Source organism: Nocardioides sp. (genome assembly GCF_044226765.1).
Classification (GTDB): Bacteria; Actinomycetota; Actinomycetes; order Propionibacteriales; family Nocardioidaceae; genus Nocardioides.
In genome coordinates, this window is sequence record NZ_JBGAGJ010000004.1 from 49,793 (window position 1) to 68,225 (window position 18,433).

Below are 18,433 nucleotides of genomic sequence, written 5' to 3' on the forward strand. Positions count from 1 at the left end.
TCAGGGTACGGCGGTGGGAGCGCTTCCACCCTCGATCTCGGCGACCAGGTCCGCGATGGAGTCCACGACGCGCGTCGGCCGGTAGGGGAAGGTCTCGACCTGCTCGGGCCGGGTCGACCCGGTGGTGACCAGGACGGTCCGCAGCCCCGCCTCGAGGCCGCTGATGATGTCGGTGTCCATCCGGTCGCCGATCATCACGGTCGTCTCGGAGTGGGCCTCCAGCCGGTTCAGTGCGCTGCGCATCATCAGCGGGTTCGGCTTGCCGATGAAGTACGGCGTGCGCCCGGTCGCCGTGCTGATCAGCGCCGCCACCGAGCCGGTGGCCGGCAGCATCCCGTGCTGGCTCGGCCCGCTCGGGTCGGGGTTGGTGGCGATGAACCGCGCGCCGGCGGCGACCAGCCGGATCGCGCGGGTGATCGCCTCGAACGAGTAGGTCCGGGTCTCCCCCAGCACCACGTAGTCGGGGTCCCGGTCGGTCATCACGTAGCCGATGTCGTGCAGCGCGGTCGTCAGGCCGGCCTCGCCCACGACGTACGCCGTCCCGTGCGGTCGCTGTTCGGCGAGGAACTGGGCGGTCGCGAGCGCCGAGGTCCAGATCGCCTCCTCGGGCACGTCGATGCCGCTGCCCAGCAGCCGCGCCCGCAGGTCGCGCGGGGTGAAGATCGAGTTGTTCGTGAGCACCAGGAAGCGCCGGTCGGAGGCCTTGAGCGCCTCGATGAACTCCTGGGCGCCGGGGATCGGCACCTCCTCGTGGACGAGGACGCCGTCCATGTCGGTCAGCCAGGTCTCGACGGGGCGTGACGTCATGGGTCGACCCTAGAGCCCTGCGGGGCGGCGGTGCGCCGCGTCGGTGCGCCGGATCGGGCATGTAGGTCCGGCGTGGGAGGTGGATGAATCCCCGGTCAGCCGGGGAAACCTGACGTTGTCAGGGGTTGCAACCCCTGACAACGTCGTGAAGAGCCTGACAACCCCGGATGAATCCCCGGTCAGCCGGGGATTCATCCACCCTGCCACCTACCGCCGCGGCAGCAGTACGTCGACGCCGTCGGCGGGGTGGTCGCCGGTGACCCGCCCGCCGAGCGCCTCGACGACCGAGCGGGCCTGGGCGATCCGGTCCTGCGGCTCACCGTCGTCGCGCCGGGGCTTCGACCGCCCTGCGGCGGTGAGGCGGATCCGCAGCTGGCCACCCTCCTCGCCCTGGAAGACCAGGCGGACGGCGCCGGAGCCGCGCCGCACGACGTCGGCGAGCAGCAGGTCGGTGACGTGCTCCACGGGCCCGGGCGTGTAGGTGATGGTGATGTCACCCTCCGCGGCGGCGGTGAAGGTGCGGCCGTGGCCGGCCAGCCGGTCCGCCCACCGCTGGGCGATCTGGGTGGCCAGGTCGGCGAGAGGGAGCTCCGAGCCGGCGACCAGGGCGCCCTGGCGGGAGATCTCGACCAGCTCGCCCGCGACCGTGCTCACCTCGTCGACGGCGGCGAGGCTGCGGGTCGCGGCCTCCTTCACGTCGGGCGGCACGTCGTCGCGCAGCGTGAGGTCCTCCAGCTCCAGGCGCAGGCCGGTCAGGGGCGTCTTGAGGACGTGCGACGCGTGCTCGGCGAAGTCGCGCTCGCGCTGCAGGCGCTCCTCGAGCTGGTGGGCGCTGGTGCGCAGCGCGGTGGAGATCGCCCGCGCCTCGGGGATCCGGGTCCGCGGCAGCTCGAGGTCGAACCGGCCGCGACCGAGGTTGCCGGCCGCGACCGCGAGCCGCTGGAACGGCGCCGACAGCGCCGAGGCGATGACGAACCCGACCACGCCCGCGACGAGCGCGACCAGGACGAACAGCGCGAGGAGCGGCACCAGGTCGCGGGAGATGATGTCGGCGATCACGTCGTCGGACTGGCTGATCGTCAGCTTGCCGGCCCCGACGGCGGCGCTGGCGGACATGTCGTCGGCCGGGTCGCCGCTGCCGGCGTACTCCGCACCCCGGGCGACCACGGACTCCCCGTGCGGCGGGTCGTACTCGATGCGCGCCTGCTGGCCGACGACCGAGCGCAGGAACTCGTCGTTGACCGCCACCCCCGAGGCGAGACGGTCGTCGGCCATCGCGGCGACCAGCACGACCTCCTGGTGCAGGTGCGCCGACTCCTGCTCGCGGATCAGGTCGCGCAGCACCAACGAGCGGACCACCCCGGCCCCGAGCAGGAGGGTGACCGTCAGCAGGACGAAGGCGATGGTCAGGCGTTCACGCATCGGGGTGGCCGCCCTCGAGGCGGAAACCCACGCCTCGGACGGCCACGACGCGATCAGTCACGCCTACGCTCTCCAGCTTCTGGCGCAACCGACCGATCGTGACGTCCAGCGTCTTGGTCGAGCCGTACCAGTTCTCGTCCCACACGTCGGCCATCAGCCGACCCCGAGAGACCACCTTGTCCCGGTTGGCGGCGAGGATGTTCAAGACCTCGAACTCCTTGCCGGTCAACGGGACCTCCTCGGTGCCGGCGTAGACGCGCCGGGCGTCCACGTCGATCCGCAGACCGTCCGGCTGGGCGTCCGCCCCGCCGGTGGTCGAGGAGGTACGGCGCAGCAGGGCGCGCACCCGCGCCTGCAGCTCGGCCAGGCCGAACGGCTTGGCCAGGTAGTCGTCGGCCCCGTAGTCGAGCCCGACCACCCGGTCGAGCTCGCCCGCCCGGGCCGTGACGATCATGATCGCCCCCTCGAACCCCGCCTCCCGGGCTCGACGGCACACCTCGAGGCCGTCGATGTCGGGCAGCCCGAGGTCGAGGATCACCACCTCCGGGGCCGACGCCAGGGTGTCGAGGGCCTTCTGCCCGCTGTCCACCCAGGACACGTCGTACCCCTCACGCTCCAGCGTGCGGACCAGGGGGAACGCGATGTCCTCCTCGTCCTCCACGACCAGAACCTTGTGCGCCATGGAAGCGAGCATAGGGCCCTCGGGGCCACGCTCGTGCGGAGTGCTCACGGTTGTGTCCCGCGACCCAGGGCGGTGACCGGCCCGGCCCGCGGAGCCGGCGCGTCCCGGGCCCGCCGGCCGGTCCGCGTCGCGAGCAGCCCGACCGCGGCCGCGGACCCGAGGACGACCAGCCACACCAGCGGGTCGGAGACCACCAGGTAGGCGTAGCCGACCCACGGCACGACCATCACGACCCGGGGGACCGGGTCCCCGCCCGGTCGCAGCCGCCACGGGTCGGCCGCCGGCAGGGCGTCGCCGCGCGTGACGATGCCGCCGGGGCCGATCGACACCACCCGGCGGGTGACCATCCGGTCCACGCCGGACGACGAGGGCGGATGGAAGGAGATCACGTCACCGGGCCGCAGGTCGTCGGCCGGCACCTCCCGCTCGAGGACGACCGCGCCGCGCGGGATGCCACCGGGACGATCGCCGTCCATGGCGTCGCCGCTCGCGACGTACCGCTGCAGGCCCAGGCCCACCGGCAGGAGCACCAGCGCGCTGACCGGGGCGAGGACGACGACGAGCGCGACCAACCGCCACCACGGCGTCGACGCCGGGTGCTGCGGGGAGGTCGCGATCTCCATGGGGTCTCCGAGAACTGGTCCGGGGGGGGTGTCGAGCCGACTGGACCGCTCGTCCGGCGCGGCCCCCCGCTGCGCCGGACGAGCCGGTCCGTGTCACCGGCTCCGAGGTGGCCCGTCCGGGCTTCCCCCGGTCGCACGGACGGCCGTCCTCCTCATGTCGTGGCGAGGCGTTCGCCTAGCCGCTCCACGAGTCGGACGTGCCGAGGTCTGAGTTGGTCCAGGTGTAGGACGCCGTCGCCGGCGCCCCCTGGTTGGCATACGGAGCGTCGTCGGGGAGCGAGACCTTGAAGACGAAGGTGCTCGACGCCCCCGGGTCGAGCACGCCGACGTCCTGGGCCAGGTCGCTCATCGCGGCGAAGTTGCCGTCGTAGAGGGTGCGCCCGTCCTGGGCGATCTGCAGGTGCAGCTCGCCGTCCGCGAACGGGGCCGGGCCACCGGTCTCCTGGAAGGAGAGCCGCGACGGCTGGGCACCGGAGTTGCGGATGGTGACGCTGCGCGACACCGAGTCGCCGGGCTGCAGCTGGGAGATGGTGAGGGTCGCGCCCTGGTGCGCGTCGGCGACGAGCTTGACGCCGTCGGACGCCTCGCTGGCACTGGTCCACGGCACCCCCATCATGCTGGCCACGAGTCCGGCCGCGACGATGCTCCCGACCGGGATCAGGAACTTCCGGGCGGTGCTCGCCGCGTTCGCGGCGTTGATCGGTATCGCTGTCATCGGACGGCCCCCCAGTCCTCTGGTACGCCTCCCAACCCTAGGCGCGACGGGTGCACGTCAGATCCACGCGATCTCCAAGAGATCTCCACCGTTCGGTAACAGCTCCCGGGCGGGTCCCGCAGCCGTTCAGGCGAACAGGTCGCCCCGCTCGGCCACCCGGTCGAGGACCTCCTCCAGGCGCAGCTGGCGCAGGCCCTCGACGTCCTCGGCGCCCTGCTCGACCTCCGCCCAGGAGACGGGAGCGGCCACGGTGGGCACCTCCCGACCGCGCAGGGAGTACGGCGAGATGGTGGTCTTCGAGCCGGCGTTCTGCGACCAGTCGAGGAAGACCTTGCCCGTGCGCCGGGTCTTGGTCATGGTGGCGGTCACCAGCTGGGGATGCTCGCCCTGCAGCTCCTCGGCGACCTCCTTGGCCAGGGCGGTCGACTCGTCCGGGGGAAGCCGCCGGGGCAGGGTCGCGTAGAGGTGCAGGCCCTTGCTGCCGCTGGTGACGGGGCGCGCCTCGAGCCCGCGCTCGGCCAGCTTGTCCCGCACCCGCAGCGCCACCTGGCAGCACTCGTGGAGACCGGCCGGCTCCCCGGGGTCGAGGTCGATCACGACCCGGTCGGCGCCGCGCACCCGGCCCCGGCCGTCCACGGTCCACTGGTGGACGTGCAGCTCGAGGGCGGCGAGGTTGACCAGCCAGGTGAGCGTCGCGAGGTCGTCGACGACCGGGAAGACGAGGGTGTCGCTGCCGGACTGGGCACGGCTGCCCGTCGTCGGGACCTTCGCGGTGTGGACCCACGACGGCGTGCCCTGGGGCACGTTCTTCTCGAAGAAGCTGCCCTCCTGGACGCCGTGCGGCCACCGGATCCGCGTCACGCAGCGGCCGGCCAGGTGGGGCAGCAGCACCGGCGCGACCTGCGCGTAGTAGTTGAGCACCTCGCCCTTGGTGGTGCCGGTGCGCGGGTACATCACCTTGTGCAGGTTGCTGATCGTGAGCGTGCGGCCGTCGACGTCGACCCGCACCTCCTCCTTCGCCGGGCTCACCGCAGCAGGTCCTCGGGCACGAGGTCGGAGCGGACCCCCTGGAAGGACGGCTGCCGCAGCCGGTCGTAGCCGACCCCGTGGGTGTCCACGTCGACGACGAGGACCGGCTCGAGCCACCGGGTGCCGCGCGCGTCCACGGTCGGCACCTCGTCGGCGAACGGGCTGGTGGTGCGCTCGAGCCCGGCCACCAGTGCCGTGAGCGCCGTGCTCTGCCGCGCCCCGATGCCGCTGCCCACCCGGCCACGGTAGAGCAGGCCCGCGGCGGTCGGCTCCCCCACGAGGAGGGCCGCGAGCCGGTCAGAGGTGCCCTCCTGCGGCCGCCACCCGCCGACCACGTAGGAGAGCCGGTGCCGGTGCGGCAGCTTGAGCCAGTACGGCGACCGCTCGCCGAAGCGGTAGGTCGACGTGCGGCGCTTGCTGACCACGCCCTCCAGGCCCTGCTGCCGGGTCGCCTCGTGGAGCATCGGGCCGTCGTCGTACTGCGCGGGGACCTGCCAGGTCCCGTCCAGGCCGAGCGCCTCCAGCGCGGCGCGCCGCGCGGCCAGCGGCTCCCCGGCGAGGTCGCGGCCGTCGAGCCGGAGCAGGTCGAAGACCATGTAGACGGCCGGGACCTTCGTCGCGAGCCGCTCCGCGGTCGCCGCGCGGCGGACGTGCATCCGCTCCTGGAGCGTGCGGAAGTCGGGGACGCCGCGGTCGTTGAGGGCGATGATCTCGCCGTCCACGAGCAGGTCGCGGTCGGCGTACGGGCTGGTGGCGAGCTCGGGCCACGCGACGGTGATGAGGTTCTCGTTGCGGCTGGTCATCCGCAGCACGCCGTCGCGCACCTCGGTGAGCGCGCGGACACCGTCCCACTTCACCTCGTGCACCCACTCCTCCCCCGGCGGGACGCTGTGGCCGGGGGTGGCGAGCATCGGGCGCATGCGGGCCATCCTGCCCGACCGATGACTCCCGACCGATGACTCGGTGCCGCCACATGAGTCACACTGGGCACCCACACACCTGGAGGAGGCCCGCATGCGTGCGATCTGGAAGGGCGCCGTGTCGTTCGGCCTGGTCAGCGTGCCCGTGAAGCTGTACGCGGCGACCGAGTCGCACGACGTCTCCTTCCGGCAGGTGCACGCCAAGGACGGCGGCCGGATCAAGTACCAGCGGATCTGCTCGCTCGACGGCGAGGAGGTCGCGTACGCCGACATCGCCAAGGGCTACGAGACCGAGGACGGCGAGATGGTCATCCTCACCGACGACGACATGGCCGAGCTGCCGTCGACGTCGTCGCGCGAGATCGCGGTCGAGAAGTTCGTGCCGTCCGAGCAGATCGACCCGATGCTGTTCGAGAAGTCCTACTACCTCGAGCCCGAGAAGTCCGGCGCCAAGCCGTACGCGCTCCTGCGCCAGGCGCTGCTCGACGCCGACCGGATGGCGGTGGTCACGGTCGCGCTGCGCCAGCGCACCACGGTGGCGGTGCTGCGCGTGCGCGACGACGTGATCGTGCTGCAGACGATGATGTGGCCCGACGAGATCCGCACCCCCGACTTCTCCGTCGAGACCGGCGAGGTGAAGCCGGCCGAGGTGAAGATGGCCACCATGCTCGTCGAGACCCTCGCGGGCGACTTCGACGCCTCGGAGTTCGAGGACGACTACGCCGAGGCCGTCGAGGCGTTGGTGAAGGCGAAGGTCGAGGGTGGCGAGGTCAAGCGCACGCCCACCTCCACCAAGTCCTCGGGCGAGGTCGTCGACCTGCTCGCCGCCCTCCAGCGCTCGGTCGACGCCGCCAAGTCGGCCCGCGGCGAGTCCTCGTCCGCTGCCGACGAGGAGAAGCCGGCGAAGAAGGCCGCGTCGAAGTCAGCGTCGAAGAAGGGCGCTACGAAGGCCCCGGCGAAGAAGTCCGCGACCAAGAAGGCGGCCGCGAAGAAGACGGGGACCAAGAAGACCGCGGCCCGCAAGGCCAGCTGACTCCTGTCGCGCGCCTGCTCGGCCGGGAGGCACGCGGCCTCCACGGCGCCCAGGCAGGTGGAGGGCAGCCGCCCTGGTGCGGGGTATCGAGACAGGCGCAGAGGGTGGATTCAACCGGTGAGTGCAGCGCCGGGCTTGTCGTGTTCGGACAGTAGCTGGTCGAGGGCTTCGGCGGGGGTGCGCCATCCGAGGCGTTTGCGGGGGCGGTTGTTCATCTCGATGGCGACTTGCTCGAGGTAGCCCGGCCCCCAGAAGGACAGGTCCGTGCTCTTGGGGAAGTACTGGCGCAGGAGGCCGTTGGTGTTCTCGTTGGAGCCCCGCTGCCAGGGTGAGCCGGGGTCGGCGAAGTAGATGTCCAGGCCGGTCGCGGAGGCGATCTGGGCGTGGTTGGTCATCTCGCTGCCACGGTCCCAGGTCAGGGTCAGGCGCAGTGTCTCGGGCAGCTTGGCCATCTGCTCGCACATCGCCGCGGCGACCGTGGGGGCGGTGTGGTCGCCGGGTAGGTGGAGCAGACACAAGAACCCGGTGGCGCGTTCGACGAGGGTCCCGATCGCCGAGGCATTGCCGGCACCCATGATCAGGTCGCCCTCCCAGTGACCGGGCACGGCACGATCCTCCACGCAGGGAGGCCGCTCGCTGATCGAGACCACGTTGCGCAACGGGTGGGTCCTGCCATCGCCACGTGTCCGGGCCTGCGCGCGCGGCTTGCGGACCGCGCGCCCGGTGCGCAGATGCCCGGCCAGGTCCTTGCGCAGCGCCCCGCGGCCCTGGACGTAGAGGGAGGTGTAGATCGTCTCGTGGGACACGCGCATCTCCGGGTCGTCGGGGAAGTCCAGCGGCAACCGGTTCGCGATCTGCTCGGGACTCTGCTTCAGCTCCAGCCGCCTTTCTACCTCAGCGCGCAGGCGGCTGTTCACCGCCAGCTTCGCGGGCTTGGCCTGCGCGGCACGGGTCCGCTTGTCGGACTCTGCCTGGGCGGTGGTGGCCCGGTACTGGCCACCGGTGGTGTTGCGTGCCAGCTCGCGGCTGATCGTCGACTTGTCGAAACCGATCGCCGTGGCGATCACGGTCATCGATTTACCCAGGCGCTTGAGGTGAGCGATCTCCTCGCGGTCGGCCTGAGTCAACCGACGACCGTGCCCGGTCTTCGAGGACGATAGCTGCTCGCGGTCCGTTCGAGGGGGCATCACGCCTCCCGATGCTGCGAACCACCGGTAGCCCACAGGTCGTGACACGCCGACAGCAAGCGCCGCGTTCTCGGTCGACAACCCGGCAGCGATCTGCTTCCAGAACTCCCTCTGCTTCTCACGCGGCCAAGGAGGACGACCCATCAAGAACACCTCGATCAGATCAAGGCGTTGCACTCCCGCCTGAGCTCAAGGAGCGCCTTCCTCGACCACCGAGGCCGCCCAGCGACCGCCTCGACCGCCGGCGGAACCCTCAGCCGCCGGCGGCCTTCGAGTCGGGGAACATCCGGTCGAAGCGGTGGAAGAGCCAGTCGGCGAACCGCGGGGCCAGCAGGTTGAGCAGCTCACCGACCGTGCCGGCGACGGTGTTGACGTGCGGCGGGCGGCGCTCGATGGCGCGGACCACGCGCTCGGCCGCGGCCTCGGGGGTGGCGCCGCGGCCGGCGTACGCCTCGGTCGGCGCCGACATCGCGGTCCGGACCAGCGAGAACCGCATGTTGGTGAAGGTGACGTCGTCGGCCCAGGTCTCCCGGGCGGCGACGCGGCTCCACGCGTCGAGCGCGGTCTTGGAGGCGATGTAGGCGCTGAACTTGGGCGCCTTCATCTGCACTCCCCAGGTCACCACGTTGACCACGTGGCCCAGCCGCTGCGCCCGCATCGCGGGCAGCAGCCCGAGGGTCAGGCGCACGGGTGCGAAGAAGTTGATCGCCATCGACCGCTCGACGTCGTGGAACCGGTCGTAGCTGAGCGCCAGCGACCGCCGGATCGACCGCCCGGCGTTGTTCACGAGCACGTCGACGGCGCCGTGCTCGGCGAGCACCTGCGTGACGAGGGCGTCGATCGCGTCGAGGTCCGTGAGGTCGCACGGGTACGCCGCCGCGTGGCCACCGGCGGCCACGACCTCGGACCGCACCCGCTCCAGCTCGTCGGCACGTCGCGCCACGAGCAGCACCGTGGCGCCGCGCCCCGCGACCGCCCGTGCGGTCGCCTCGCCGATGCCGGAGGAGGCGCCCGTGACCAGGACGGTGCGCCCCTCCAGGCTCAGGCGTCGCCGGCGAGGAGCGGCCACGGCCGGGCCTGCTCGAGCTGGGCGGCGACGGAGAACAGGGTCGCCTCGTCGTCGGTGCGGCCGACCAGCTGGACCGCGAGCGGGAGGCCGTCGCGCCCGGTCCCGCACGGGACGGAGGCAGCGGGGTTGCCGGCGACGTTCCAGAGCGCGGCGTAGGCGATCGACGGCATCGACCGCAGCGCGGCGGTCACCGTGCCGACGCCGTCCAGGCGGCCGACCCGCGCGGGCCGGTGGGCGGTCGTGGGGGTGAGCAGCACGTCGACCTCGTCGAAGACCCGGTTGGCCTTCAGCGACACCTTCTCCGACTCGCCGAGTGCCCATTCGACCACCTTCGGCGTCACCCAGGAGCCGAGGCGGCAGGTCTGCCGGGTACGCCGCTCGAGCCGGTCGGGGTGCTCGACGAGCGCCGCCTCGGCGCGGATGCCGCCGAAGAACTGAGGCACGAACGCGGCGGTCGGGTCGGGGTAGCGCGGGTCGACCTCGCGCACGTCGTGACCGAGCTCCGCGAGCAGGGCAGCGGTGTCGCGCACCACCTCGACGTGGAGCGGGTCGGGACGGACGCCGACCGACACCGGCCTGGTCGTCCAGCCGATGCGCAGCCGGCCGGGGTCGCGGCCGACCGCGTCGACGAACGGCTCGTCGCCCCCGGCGGTGTAGAGGTCACCGGGGACGTTGCCGCGGACCACGTCGTAGACCAGGGCGCTGTCGAGCACGCCTCGGGTCAGCGGCCCGGCGGTACCGAGCGCCCACCACAGGTGGGGGTGCGGGGCGGTCGTGACCCGGCCGCGCTGCGGCTTGAGCCCGAAGAGCCCGCAGCTGGCGCTGGGGATCCGGATCGATCCCCCGCCGTCACCACCCATGCCCACGGGCACCATCCCAGCGGAGACGGCGACCGCCGTACCACCGCTGGAGCCGCCGGGGGTGCGGCTGCGGTCCCAGGGGTTCCGGGTGATCCCGCGCGAGGCGGACTCGGTGAAGGGGAAGGCCCCGAACTCGGGCATCGTCGTCTTGCCCACCACGACCGCTCCCGCCGCACGCAGCCGGCGGACCACCTCGGCGCCCTCCGCGGCCGGGGTCGAGTTCGCCTCGCCGCCGAACGTCGTCACGCTGCCCGCGACGTCGATCTCCTCCTTGATCACGATCGGCACGCCGTGCAGCGGTCCGGCCGACTCGCCCGCGGCCAGCGCCTCGTCGCGGGCCTCGGCCTCGGCGATCGCCTCGTCGACCAGGAGCCGGGACAGGGCGTTGAGCGGCCGGTCGCGCTGCTCGATGCGGGCGAGCGCCTGCTCGACGACTCCACGCGCCGAGATCTCGCCGGTCGCGACCAGGCGCGCGGTCTCGGCCACACCGGCCCGGGCGAGATCACTCATGCCCGGCACCCTACCGACGGGTCACATGTCGTTGCCGATGAACATCGGATCCCCGTGGAGGGCCTTGATGTCGCCCAGCTCGTCGCACGGCGCCCCCGACACCGGGCAGTCGTAGATCGTCGCGCCCTGACGCGTCGACGCGGCCGCGAGGATCGACCCGTCGGTGTCGACGGTGAACCAGCCGGCCTTGCGGGGCAGGCCGAGCCGGATCGGGTCGCCCCCGGTCGCCGACTTCAGGATCGGGGACCAGTAGAGGACGTGCCGGCCGTCGAGGGTGAGCTGGGCGTCGATGGCGCCCTTCACCAGGTCGTACGGCGCCGCCGCCGGTCCGTCCGGTCGCGTGCCGTCGTAGAGCAGGGTGCCGCCGCGCAGGTCGGCGACGCGCGTGTCCGGCCCACCACCCACCTGGGCGACCGACCCGTCGGTGACGTCCCACGCGACCGTGCCCGCGTCGGTGCGGAGCATCACGACGCCGTCGTCGAGCGCGTCGATCACCGTGTCCTTGCCGACCACGCGGCGCGCTACCTCCTCGCCGGTGTCGGTGTCGGTCACCACCACCGTCGGCGTCCCGTCCAGCAGCGCGCCGAAGGCGACCCAGGGCTGCACGGAGTCCGCCTTCGCCGTCGGCGAGAACTTCCCCTCCTCGGCGCCGGGCTCGAGCTCGCGCGACGTGCCCGACGAGTCGAGCATCAGGGGGACGCCGTGGTCGTAGTAGACGATCCCAGCCGGGGTGGCCGCCGCGTCCGTGTCGAGGGCCTCGAAGTCCTTCCAGGGGAAGGTGCGTCCCCCGAGGTCGACCTCGATCGCGAAGTCGGCGTAGGCGCGCAGCCCGTGGCTGTAGTCGAGCGGACCGACCGGCTCGATCCCGCGGTCGTCCCCGCCGCCACCACCGAGGCGGCTCACGGCCACCACGGACCCGACCACGAGCACCGTGGCCGCACCCGCCGCCGCCCAGCGGGCGCCGCGGATCCGCCGGCCCCGCCGGCGTACTCCGGCCAGGTCGCCGGCCGGGACCGGCAGGGTGTCGAGCTCGTCGTGAAGCACGTCGCGCAGCATCGTCGTCGTCATGCGAGATCCCCGTTCGGTAGCACCACCGCGCTGCGGCGGAGGTTGGCGAGCGCTGCGGAGGCCTGGGACTTCACCGTCCCGGGCGAGCAGCCGAGGACCGCGGCGATGTCGCGCTCGGAGAGGTCCTCGTAGTAGCGCAGCACGATGACCGCGCGCTGACGCACCGGCAGCGCCTGCACCGCCGCCCACACGACCTGACGGTCGGCCACGGCGACCTCCGGCGACTCCACCCGGGCCCCGGCATCGGGCTCGGCCACCGGCCGCTCCCGGCGGAACCACCCGCGCCGGCGGTCCCCGATGATCTGGTTGACCACCATGCGACGGACGTACGCCTCGGGGTGGTCGGCGGCGGCCACCCGGCGCCAGGACGCGTACACGCGGGCGTACGCCGCCTGCAGGGCGTCCTCCGCGGCCGCGGCGTCCCCGGCGACGGCGTACGCCGTGCGGTAGAGCCGCGGCCACGTGGCCCGGAAGAACTCGTCGAATTCGCCGGGCCCGCCGGGCGAGGTCTCTGGGGGTGCGTCCACGTCTCCTAGATGCCGCCGAGGCACCCGGGGGTTGTCCGCTCGCGGAACTTCCTCGGACGCACCGCTCACCCGGTGGAGAGCAGCCCGCGCACCACCCGCAGCCCGACGGAGAGCCGCGCCAGGTCGGCGTGGTCGTCCGCGCAGATCTCGCTGAGCGTGTCGGCCGCGCGCGGGACGACGATCGCGTTCTCGTCCTCCCACTCCGCGATCCGTCGGGGCGCCGGCTGGCCGGCCGCGCTCGCCTCGAGCACCTGGGCGGTGAGCTGCGCGTGCACCGCGTGCAGGTCGTCGCGCAGCGCGGCGCGCGCCATCGTCTGCCACCGGTCCGCCCGCGGCAGGGCCAGGATCCGCTGCACCAGCGCGGTGAGCCCGAGCCGCTCACCGAGGGCGAAGTGGACCCGCGCGACGTCGGCCGGGTCCAGGTCCTCGCGCAGCGCGATCTCGACGACGTTGAGCAGCACGTAGGCCGGCGGCAGCACCGCGACCCGCGACGCGAGGTCCTCGGGCACGCCGTCCTCGACGAGGCGGTCGCGCCGGGAGCCGTACGCCGCCAGCTCGCGGCCGGTCATCAGGTCCGGCAGCTCGGCCATCACCTGCTGCACCGGGCCGGCGAAGAGGTCGACGGTCCCCTGGCTGTCCAACGGTGGCCGGCGGTTGTTGACCAGCCACCGCGACGCCCGCTCGACCAGGGTGCGCATCTCCAGCCGCATCCGGGTCTGCACGGGAGCACGCAGCTTGTTGTCCCAGGACATCAGCTCCGTGCGCAGCGGCAGCGAGCCGAAGATCTCGCGAGCCACGAAGTTGGCGCGGGCGAGCTCGGCGGCCGTGGCACCGGTCTCCCCCGACAGCCGCGGCACGAACGTCGCCCCCGCCCCGTTCACGAGGTCGTTGACGACCTGGGTCACGATGATCTCGCGGCGCAACGGGTGCTCGTGCACCGGACGCTCGAAGCCCTCGCGGACCTGCTGGGGGAAGTAGGAGCGCAGGTCCTGGTCGAAGTAGTGGTCGTCGGCCACCTCCGAGTCCAGCAGCTCCTCGGCCAGCACGATCTTGGTCCAGGACATCAGCACCGCGAGCTCGGGTGCGCTCAGCCCCTCGCCGTTGTCGAGGCGGCGGCGCACCTCCTTGCGGCTCGGCAGGCCCTCCAGCTCGCGGTCGAGCACGCCGTCGTTCTCCAGCGTGCGGATCCAGTCCTCGTGGACGTGCAGCAGCGACGAGGAGTGGGCGACGGCGTTCGCGAGCGCCAGGTTCTGCTCGTAGTTGTCGCGCAGCACCAGCTCCGCGACCTCGTCGGTCATGTCGGCGAGGAGGTGGTTGCGCTGCTTCTCGGTGAGGTCACCGTCCTTGACCACCCGGTCGAGCAGGATCTTCAGGTTCACCTCGTGGTCGGAGGTGTCGACGCCGGCGGAGTTGTCGATGAAGTCGGTGTTGATCCGGCCGCCCTTGCCCTCCCGGCCGTGTAGCGCGTACTCGACCCGGCCGAGCTGGGTGAGCCCGAGGTTGCCGCCCTCGCCGACCGCGTGCACCCGCAGGTCGCGCCCGTCGACTCGGATGGCGTCGTTCGCCTTGTCCCCGGCGTCCGCGTGGGTCTCGGTGGACGCCTTCACGTAGGTGCCGATGCCGCCGTTCCACAGCAGGTCGACCGGCGCGAGGAGGATGGCGCGCATCAGCTCGGCCGGCGTCATCGACTCCACGCCGGGGTCGATGCCGAGCGAGCGGCGCACCGCGTCGTTGAGGGCGATCTTCTTCTTCGAGCGCGGGTAGACCCCGCCGCCCTCGGAGATCAGCGCGTGGTCGTAGTCCTGCCAGCTGGAGCGGGGCAGCTCGAAGAGCCGCCTGCGCTCGGCGTACGACGTCGCGGGGTCGGGGTCGGGGTCCAAGAAGATGTCGCGGTGGTCGAACGCCGCCACCAGGCGCGTGTGCTCGGAGCAGAGCAGGCCGTTGCCGAAGACGTCGCCGGACATGTCGCCGATCCCGACGCAGGTGAAGTCCTCGGTCTGGCAGTCGATGCCGCGCTCGCGGAAGTGCCGCTGCACCGACACCCAGGCGCCGCGGGCGGTGATGCCCATCGCCTTGTGGTCGTAGCCGACCGACCCACCGCTGGCGAACGCGTCGCCGAGCCAGAACCCGTAGGACTTGGCCACCTCGTTGGCGATGTCGGAGAAGGTCGCGGTGCCCTTGTCGGCCGCGACGACCAGGTAGGTGTCGTCGCCGTCGTGGCGCACCACGTCGCGCGGCGGCACCGTCTCGCCGTCCAGGAGGTTGTCGGTGATGTCGAGCAGCCCGGAGATGAAGGTGCGGTAGCAGGCGACACCCTCGGCGAGCCACGCGTCGCGGTCGGAGGAGTCGGGCAGCTGCTTGCAGAAGAAGCCCCCCTTCGCGCCCACCGGCACGATGACGGTGTTCTTCACCATCTGTGCCTTGACCAGCCCGAGGACCTCGGTGCGGAAGTCGTCGCGCCGGTCCGACCAGCGCAGGCCACCCCGGGCGACGGCGCCGAAGCGCAGGTGCACGCCCTCCACGCGCGGGGAGTAGACGAAGATCTCGTACTTCGGCCGCGGCTCGGGCAGGTCCGGGATGCCGGAGGGGTCGAGCTTGAACGACATGTACGACCGGGTGCTGCCGTCCGCCGCGGGCTGGAAGTAGTTGGTCCGCAGCGTCGACTTGATGTGCGCCAGGTAGGACCGCAGGATCCGGTCGTGGTCGAGGCTCGCCACGTCGTCGAGCGCCCGGCCGATGCGCTCCTCGATCTTCGCCTCGCGGTCCCGGTCGGCCTTCGGGTCGAACCGGATCTCGAAGAGCAGCACGAGCAGCCGGGTGATGTCGATGTTGTTGCGCAGCGCGTCCTGGATGTAGTCCAGCGCGAACGGCGCGTTGCCCTGGCGCATGTACTTCGCGTACGCGCGCAGCACCGTCGCCTGCCGCCAGGTCAGCCCCGCGCCGAGCACCAGCGCGTTGAAGCCGTCGATCTCGTTGTGCCCGTCCCAGATCGAGCGCACGGCGTCCGAGAAGAGCTCGCCGGAGTCGTGGGGCAGGGCGCGGCCGTAGCGCAGCCCGAACTCGTAGATGTACTCGGGCTGCTCGAGGCCGTCGAGCCCGTAGGGCCGCTCGTCGACGACCTCGACGCCCATCGACGACAGCATCGGAAGCACCTCGGAGAGCGAGAGCGGCGCCCCGACCCGGTAGACCTTCAGGCGCGCCTCGCCGCGCCCGGCGTCGAGGTCCTGGTAGAGAGCGAGGTCGATGCCGCCACGCTCGCCGTCCAGGAGCGCCTCGAGGCGGCCGAGGTCGACCGCGCCGATCGGGGGCGCGAAGTCCTCCTTGTAGGCCTCGGGGAATGAGGCGCCGTAGCGCCGGGCGAGCCGCGCGCCCGCCTGCTCGCCGTGCTCGGCGATCACCGCGCTGGTGAAGTCGTCGCGCCAGGACCGGGACGCATCGGCCATCCGCCGCTCGAGGTCGGCGGTGTCGACCTCGAGGATCGGCGCACCCTTGGGCGGGTGCACCACGAAGTGCACCCGGGCCGTGGTGGACTCGGTCAGCCGCACGGTGAACTCGACGGTGTCGCCGCCGAGCTGCTCCTTGAGGATCTGCGAGAACCGCTCGCGCACCGCGGTGTTGTAGCGGTCGCGGGGCAGGTAGACCAGGACCGAGACGTAGCGTCCGTAGGTGTCGCGGCGGATGAAGAGCCGCAGCTGGCGGCGCTCGCGCGCGTGCATGGCCTGCTCGGCCATCGGGGCGAGCTCGTCGACGGTGGTGTGGAAGAGCTCGTCACGCGGATAGGTCTCCAGCGTGTCCATCAGGGCCTTGCCGTCGTGGCTGTCCGGCGCGAAGCCGATCCGCTTGAGCACCGACTCCGCGCGCTCGCGCAGCAGGGGGATGCGGGTCAGCGACTCGGTGTAGGCGGCGCTGGAGTAGAGGCCGAGGAACCGTCGCTCACCGACCACCTCGCCGTTCTCGAACTTCTTCACGCCGACGTAGTCGAGGTACGCCGGACGGTGGACGGTCGACCGCGAGTTGGCCTTGGTCAGCACCAGGATGGTCTTCTCCCGCGCCTTCGAGGCGGCCGGCTCGGGCAGGCGGCCACCGTGCGAGAGGTCGGGGTCGGCGCGCAGGATCCCGAGGCCGGTGCCCGGGACGGCGTTCAGGCACTCGGCGCCGTCGCGTCGCACCAGGTCGTACTCGCGGTAGCCGAGGAAGGTGAAGTGCTCCTCGGCGAGCCACTGCAGCAGGTCGCGCGCGCGGTGCACCTCGTCGGGGTCGACCCCGGCCGGCGGCTCCGTGGTGAGCTCGTGGACGATGTCGGCGATCTGGACGTGCATCTTGGGCCAGTCCTCGACCGCCTCGCGCACGTCGCGCAGCACCTGCAGGATGCCGGCCTCGAGGTCGGCGACGTCCTCGTCCTCGGCCAGCCGGTCGATCTCGACGTGCATCCACGACTCGCGGAGCAGCCCGGCGCCCCGGTCGGGCTCGCCGGGGTCGGTGACCGGGCGGACCTCCTCGAGCGCGCCGGTGATGTCGCGGGTGACGTCGAGCAGCGGGTGCACCACGAGGTGGACGTCGTGCAGCCGCCGGGAGAGCTCCATCGTGAGCGAGTCGACGAGGAAGGGCATGTCGTCGACGACGACCTCCACGACCGAGTGTCCGTCAGCCGACCAGCCGTGCTCAGCGGTCGTCGGCGTGAACACCCGGACCCGGGCGGTGCCCTGGGGCCGCTCGGCGGCCAGCTGGTGGTGCGACGCGAACGCACCGTAGAGGTCCATGGCGCTGCGGCCGGCCAGGTCCTCGACGGCCACGTGCCGGTAGTAGGCCCCGATCAGGGTGCCCACGGCGTCCCGCGGGGGACCCGCCGTCGCCTTCCGTGAGCGGGCCAGCTCGATGGCACCGGAGAGGAGTGCGGACAGGTCCTGCTCACGCGTCGACGTTGACACGCCTCCGACACTAGGCCGCCGCCCCACCTACTCACCAGTCGGGCTCGCCGAGCTTCGTTCGTTGGTCGAGTAGACCGTTGCGAGGGACGAGTGACGGGCGTATCGAGACCCGTGCCGTCCGCGATCTCGATACGCCGGTCGCGAGCTCGTGCCTCGCTCGCTCGGCTACTCGACCTGGCTGCTGGACCCTCGCCTTCGCGAGCTCAGGCGAGGGCAGCTCACAGCTCGCTGCGGAGGTCCCAGAGGAGGGGGTAGTAGCGGACCGGGAGGCGGGAGCGGAGGTACGCCGACCCGCTGGACCCGCCGGTCCCGGACTTGCTCCCGATCATCCGCTCGACCATCACGACGTGGCGGGCCCGCCAGCTGGCGGCGAGCTCGTCGTGCTGGAGGAGCGCCTCGCCGAGCGCCCAGACGACGGCGTACCGGTCCCGGTCGTGCGCGACGGTCCGCATCGACGCCGAGACCTCGGCGTCGTCGCCGGCGGGCAGGCCGCCCGTCGCCAGCACGGTGACGAAGGCGTCCCAGAGCGTCGGCTCCGCGAGGCGGGCGTCCAGCCGCTCCTGCTCGGCGGTGGTGATGCCCTTGAACCGCCGCAGGTACGCCGGGTCCTTCGCGCCGGACAGGAACTCCAGCTCGCGGAACTGGACCGACTGGAACCCGCTCGCCGGGGCCAGCCGCTGCCGGAACTGGAGGAAGTCCTGCGGCGTCATCGTCTCCAGCACGTCGATCTGCTGCACCAGCACCCGCTCGATGACGTGGGCGCGGGCCATCAGGTGCTGGGCCCACCACAGCCGGCCACCGTCCGCCCCGAGCAGCATCGCGTCGCGGGCCGCCGTCAGCTCGTGCAGCAGCTGCTGGAACCACAGCTCGTAGACCTGGTGCACGGTGATGAAGAGCAGCTCGTCGTGGGCCGGCGGGTCGGACTCCAGGTGCTGGGAGTCCAGCAGGGTCTCCAGGCCGAGGTAGCTGCCGTAGGTCAGCTGCGCCCCCTGCTCGCCGAAGGAGACGAAGTTCTCGTCCTGCGTCTGGTCCGTCATGGGACTGACACTATGG

The 18,433-nt window shown here is 72.2% G+C and carries 15 protein-coding genes; 1 reads left to right on the forward strand and 14 read right to left on the reverse strand.

Translation table 11 applies throughout. The features are described 5' to 3' along the window. From ACILRH_RS10250 to ligD (ACILRH_RS10280), 7 genes are all read right to left on the reverse strand, one after another. Complete coding sequence (locus tag ACILRH_RS10250) at nt 1-807, reverse strand: HAD-IIA family hydrolase (protein ID WP_395692976.1); 807 nt, start codon at nt 805-807, stop codon at nt 1-3. Between the two features lie 207 nt (nt 808-1,014). Next, nucleotides 1,015-2,229 (reverse strand): sensor histidine kinase, encoded by a 1,215-nt coding sequence (locus ACILRH_RS10255; protein ID WP_395692978.1) that lies wholly within the window; start codon nt 2,227-2,229, stop codon nt 1,015-1,017. Continuing rightward, on the reverse strand, nt 2,222-2,911 hold the full coding sequence (locus ACILRH_RS10260; RefSeq protein ID WP_395692979.1) for a response regulator transcription factor: 690 nt from the start codon (nt 2,909-2,911) through the stop codon (nt 2,222-2,224). The genes ACILRH_RS10255 and ACILRH_RS10260 overlap by 8 nt, the downstream gene beginning before the upstream one ends. A gap of 44 nt (nt 2,912-2,955) precedes the next feature. After that, a complete protein-coding gene (locus ACILRH_RS10265; protein WP_395692980.1) occupies nt 2,956-3,534 on the reverse strand; it encodes a hypothetical protein in 579 nt (192 codons plus the stop codon). 175 nt (nt 3,535-3,709) lie between these two features. Continuing rightward, nucleotides 3,710-4,249 (reverse strand): hypothetical protein, encoded by a 540-nt coding sequence (locus ACILRH_RS10270; protein ID WP_395692982.1) that lies wholly within the window; start codon nt 4,247-4,249, stop codon nt 3,710-3,712. A 126-nt stretch (nt 4,250-4,375) separates the two neighbouring features. Beyond that, nucleotides 4,376-5,278 (reverse strand): non-homologous end-joining DNA ligase, encoded by a 903-nt coding sequence (gene ligD / locus ACILRH_RS10275; protein ID WP_395692983.1) that lies wholly within the window; start codon nt 5,276-5,278, stop codon nt 4,376-4,378. Next, complete coding sequence (gene ligD / locus ACILRH_RS10280) at nt 5,275-6,198, reverse strand: non-homologous end-joining DNA ligase (RefSeq protein ID WP_395692985.1); 924 nt, start codon at nt 6,196-6,198, stop codon at nt 5,275-5,277. Before ligD (ACILRH_RS10280) ends, ligD (ACILRH_RS10275) begins: the two co-directional genes overlap by 4 nt. A 94-nt stretch (nt 6,199-6,292) precedes the next feature. On the opposite strand from ligD (ACILRH_RS10280), the gene ACILRH_RS10285 reads away from it, so the two are divergent. Then, nucleotides 6,293-7,231 carry a Ku protein gene (locus ACILRH_RS10285; protein WP_395692986.1) on the forward strand — a complete coding sequence of 313 codons (939 nt, stop codon included), beginning with the start codon at nt 6,293-6,295 and terminating at the stop codon, nt 7,229-7,231. Nucleotides 7,232-7,341: 110 nt separating this feature from the next. On the opposite strand, the gene ACILRH_RS10290 is transcribed toward ACILRH_RS10285, so the two are convergent. The 7 genes from ACILRH_RS10290 to ACILRH_RS10320 form a co-directional block, all read right to left on the reverse strand. After that, nucleotides 7,342-8,418 (reverse strand): IS30 family transposase, encoded by a 1,077-nt coding sequence (locus ACILRH_RS10290; protein ID WP_407077014.1) that lies wholly within the window; start codon nt 8,416-8,418, stop codon nt 7,342-7,344. Nucleotides 8,419-8,671: 253 nt separating this feature from the next. Further along, nucleotides 8,672-9,487: an SDR family NAD(P)-dependent oxidoreductase gene (locus ACILRH_RS10295; protein WP_395692988.1), complete on the reverse strand. Its 816-nt coding sequence runs from the start codon at nt 9,485-9,487 to the stop codon at nt 8,672-8,674. Beyond that, nucleotides 9,460-10,857: an amidase gene (locus tag ACILRH_RS10300; protein ID WP_395692989.1), complete on the reverse strand. Its 1,398-nt coding sequence runs from the start codon at nt 10,855-10,857 to the stop codon at nt 9,460-9,462. The genes ACILRH_RS10295 and ACILRH_RS10300 overlap by 28 nt, the downstream gene beginning before the upstream one ends. A gap of 21 nt (nt 10,858-10,878) precedes the next feature. Next, entirely contained in the window at nt 10,879-11,925 is a 1,047-nt protein-coding gene (locus tag ACILRH_RS10305) for a hypothetical protein (RefSeq protein ID WP_395692991.1), read from the reverse strand. Then, nucleotides 11,922-12,452, reverse strand: coding sequence for a SigE family RNA polymerase sigma factor (locus ACILRH_RS10310; protein ID WP_395692992.1), 531 nt, complete (start codon nt 12,450-12,452; stop codon nt 11,922-11,924). Before ACILRH_RS10310 ends, ACILRH_RS10305 begins: the two co-directional genes overlap by 4 nt. A 65-nt stretch (nt 12,453-12,517) precedes the next feature. Further along, nucleotides 12,518-17,380: an NAD-glutamate dehydrogenase gene (locus tag ACILRH_RS10315; RefSeq protein ID WP_395692994.1), complete on the reverse strand. Its 4,863-nt coding sequence runs from the start codon at nt 17,378-17,380 to the stop codon at nt 12,518-12,520. Nucleotides 17,381-17,598: 218 nt separating this feature from the next. Then, the gene (locus tag ACILRH_RS10320) at nt 17,599-18,417 is read right to left on the reverse strand and encodes a tryptophan 2,3-dioxygenase family protein (protein ID WP_395692995.1); all 819 of its coding nucleotides are present in this window, start codon (nt 18,415-18,417) and stop codon (nt 17,599-17,601) included. Between the last annotated feature and the right edge of the window lie 16 nt (nt 18,418-18,433).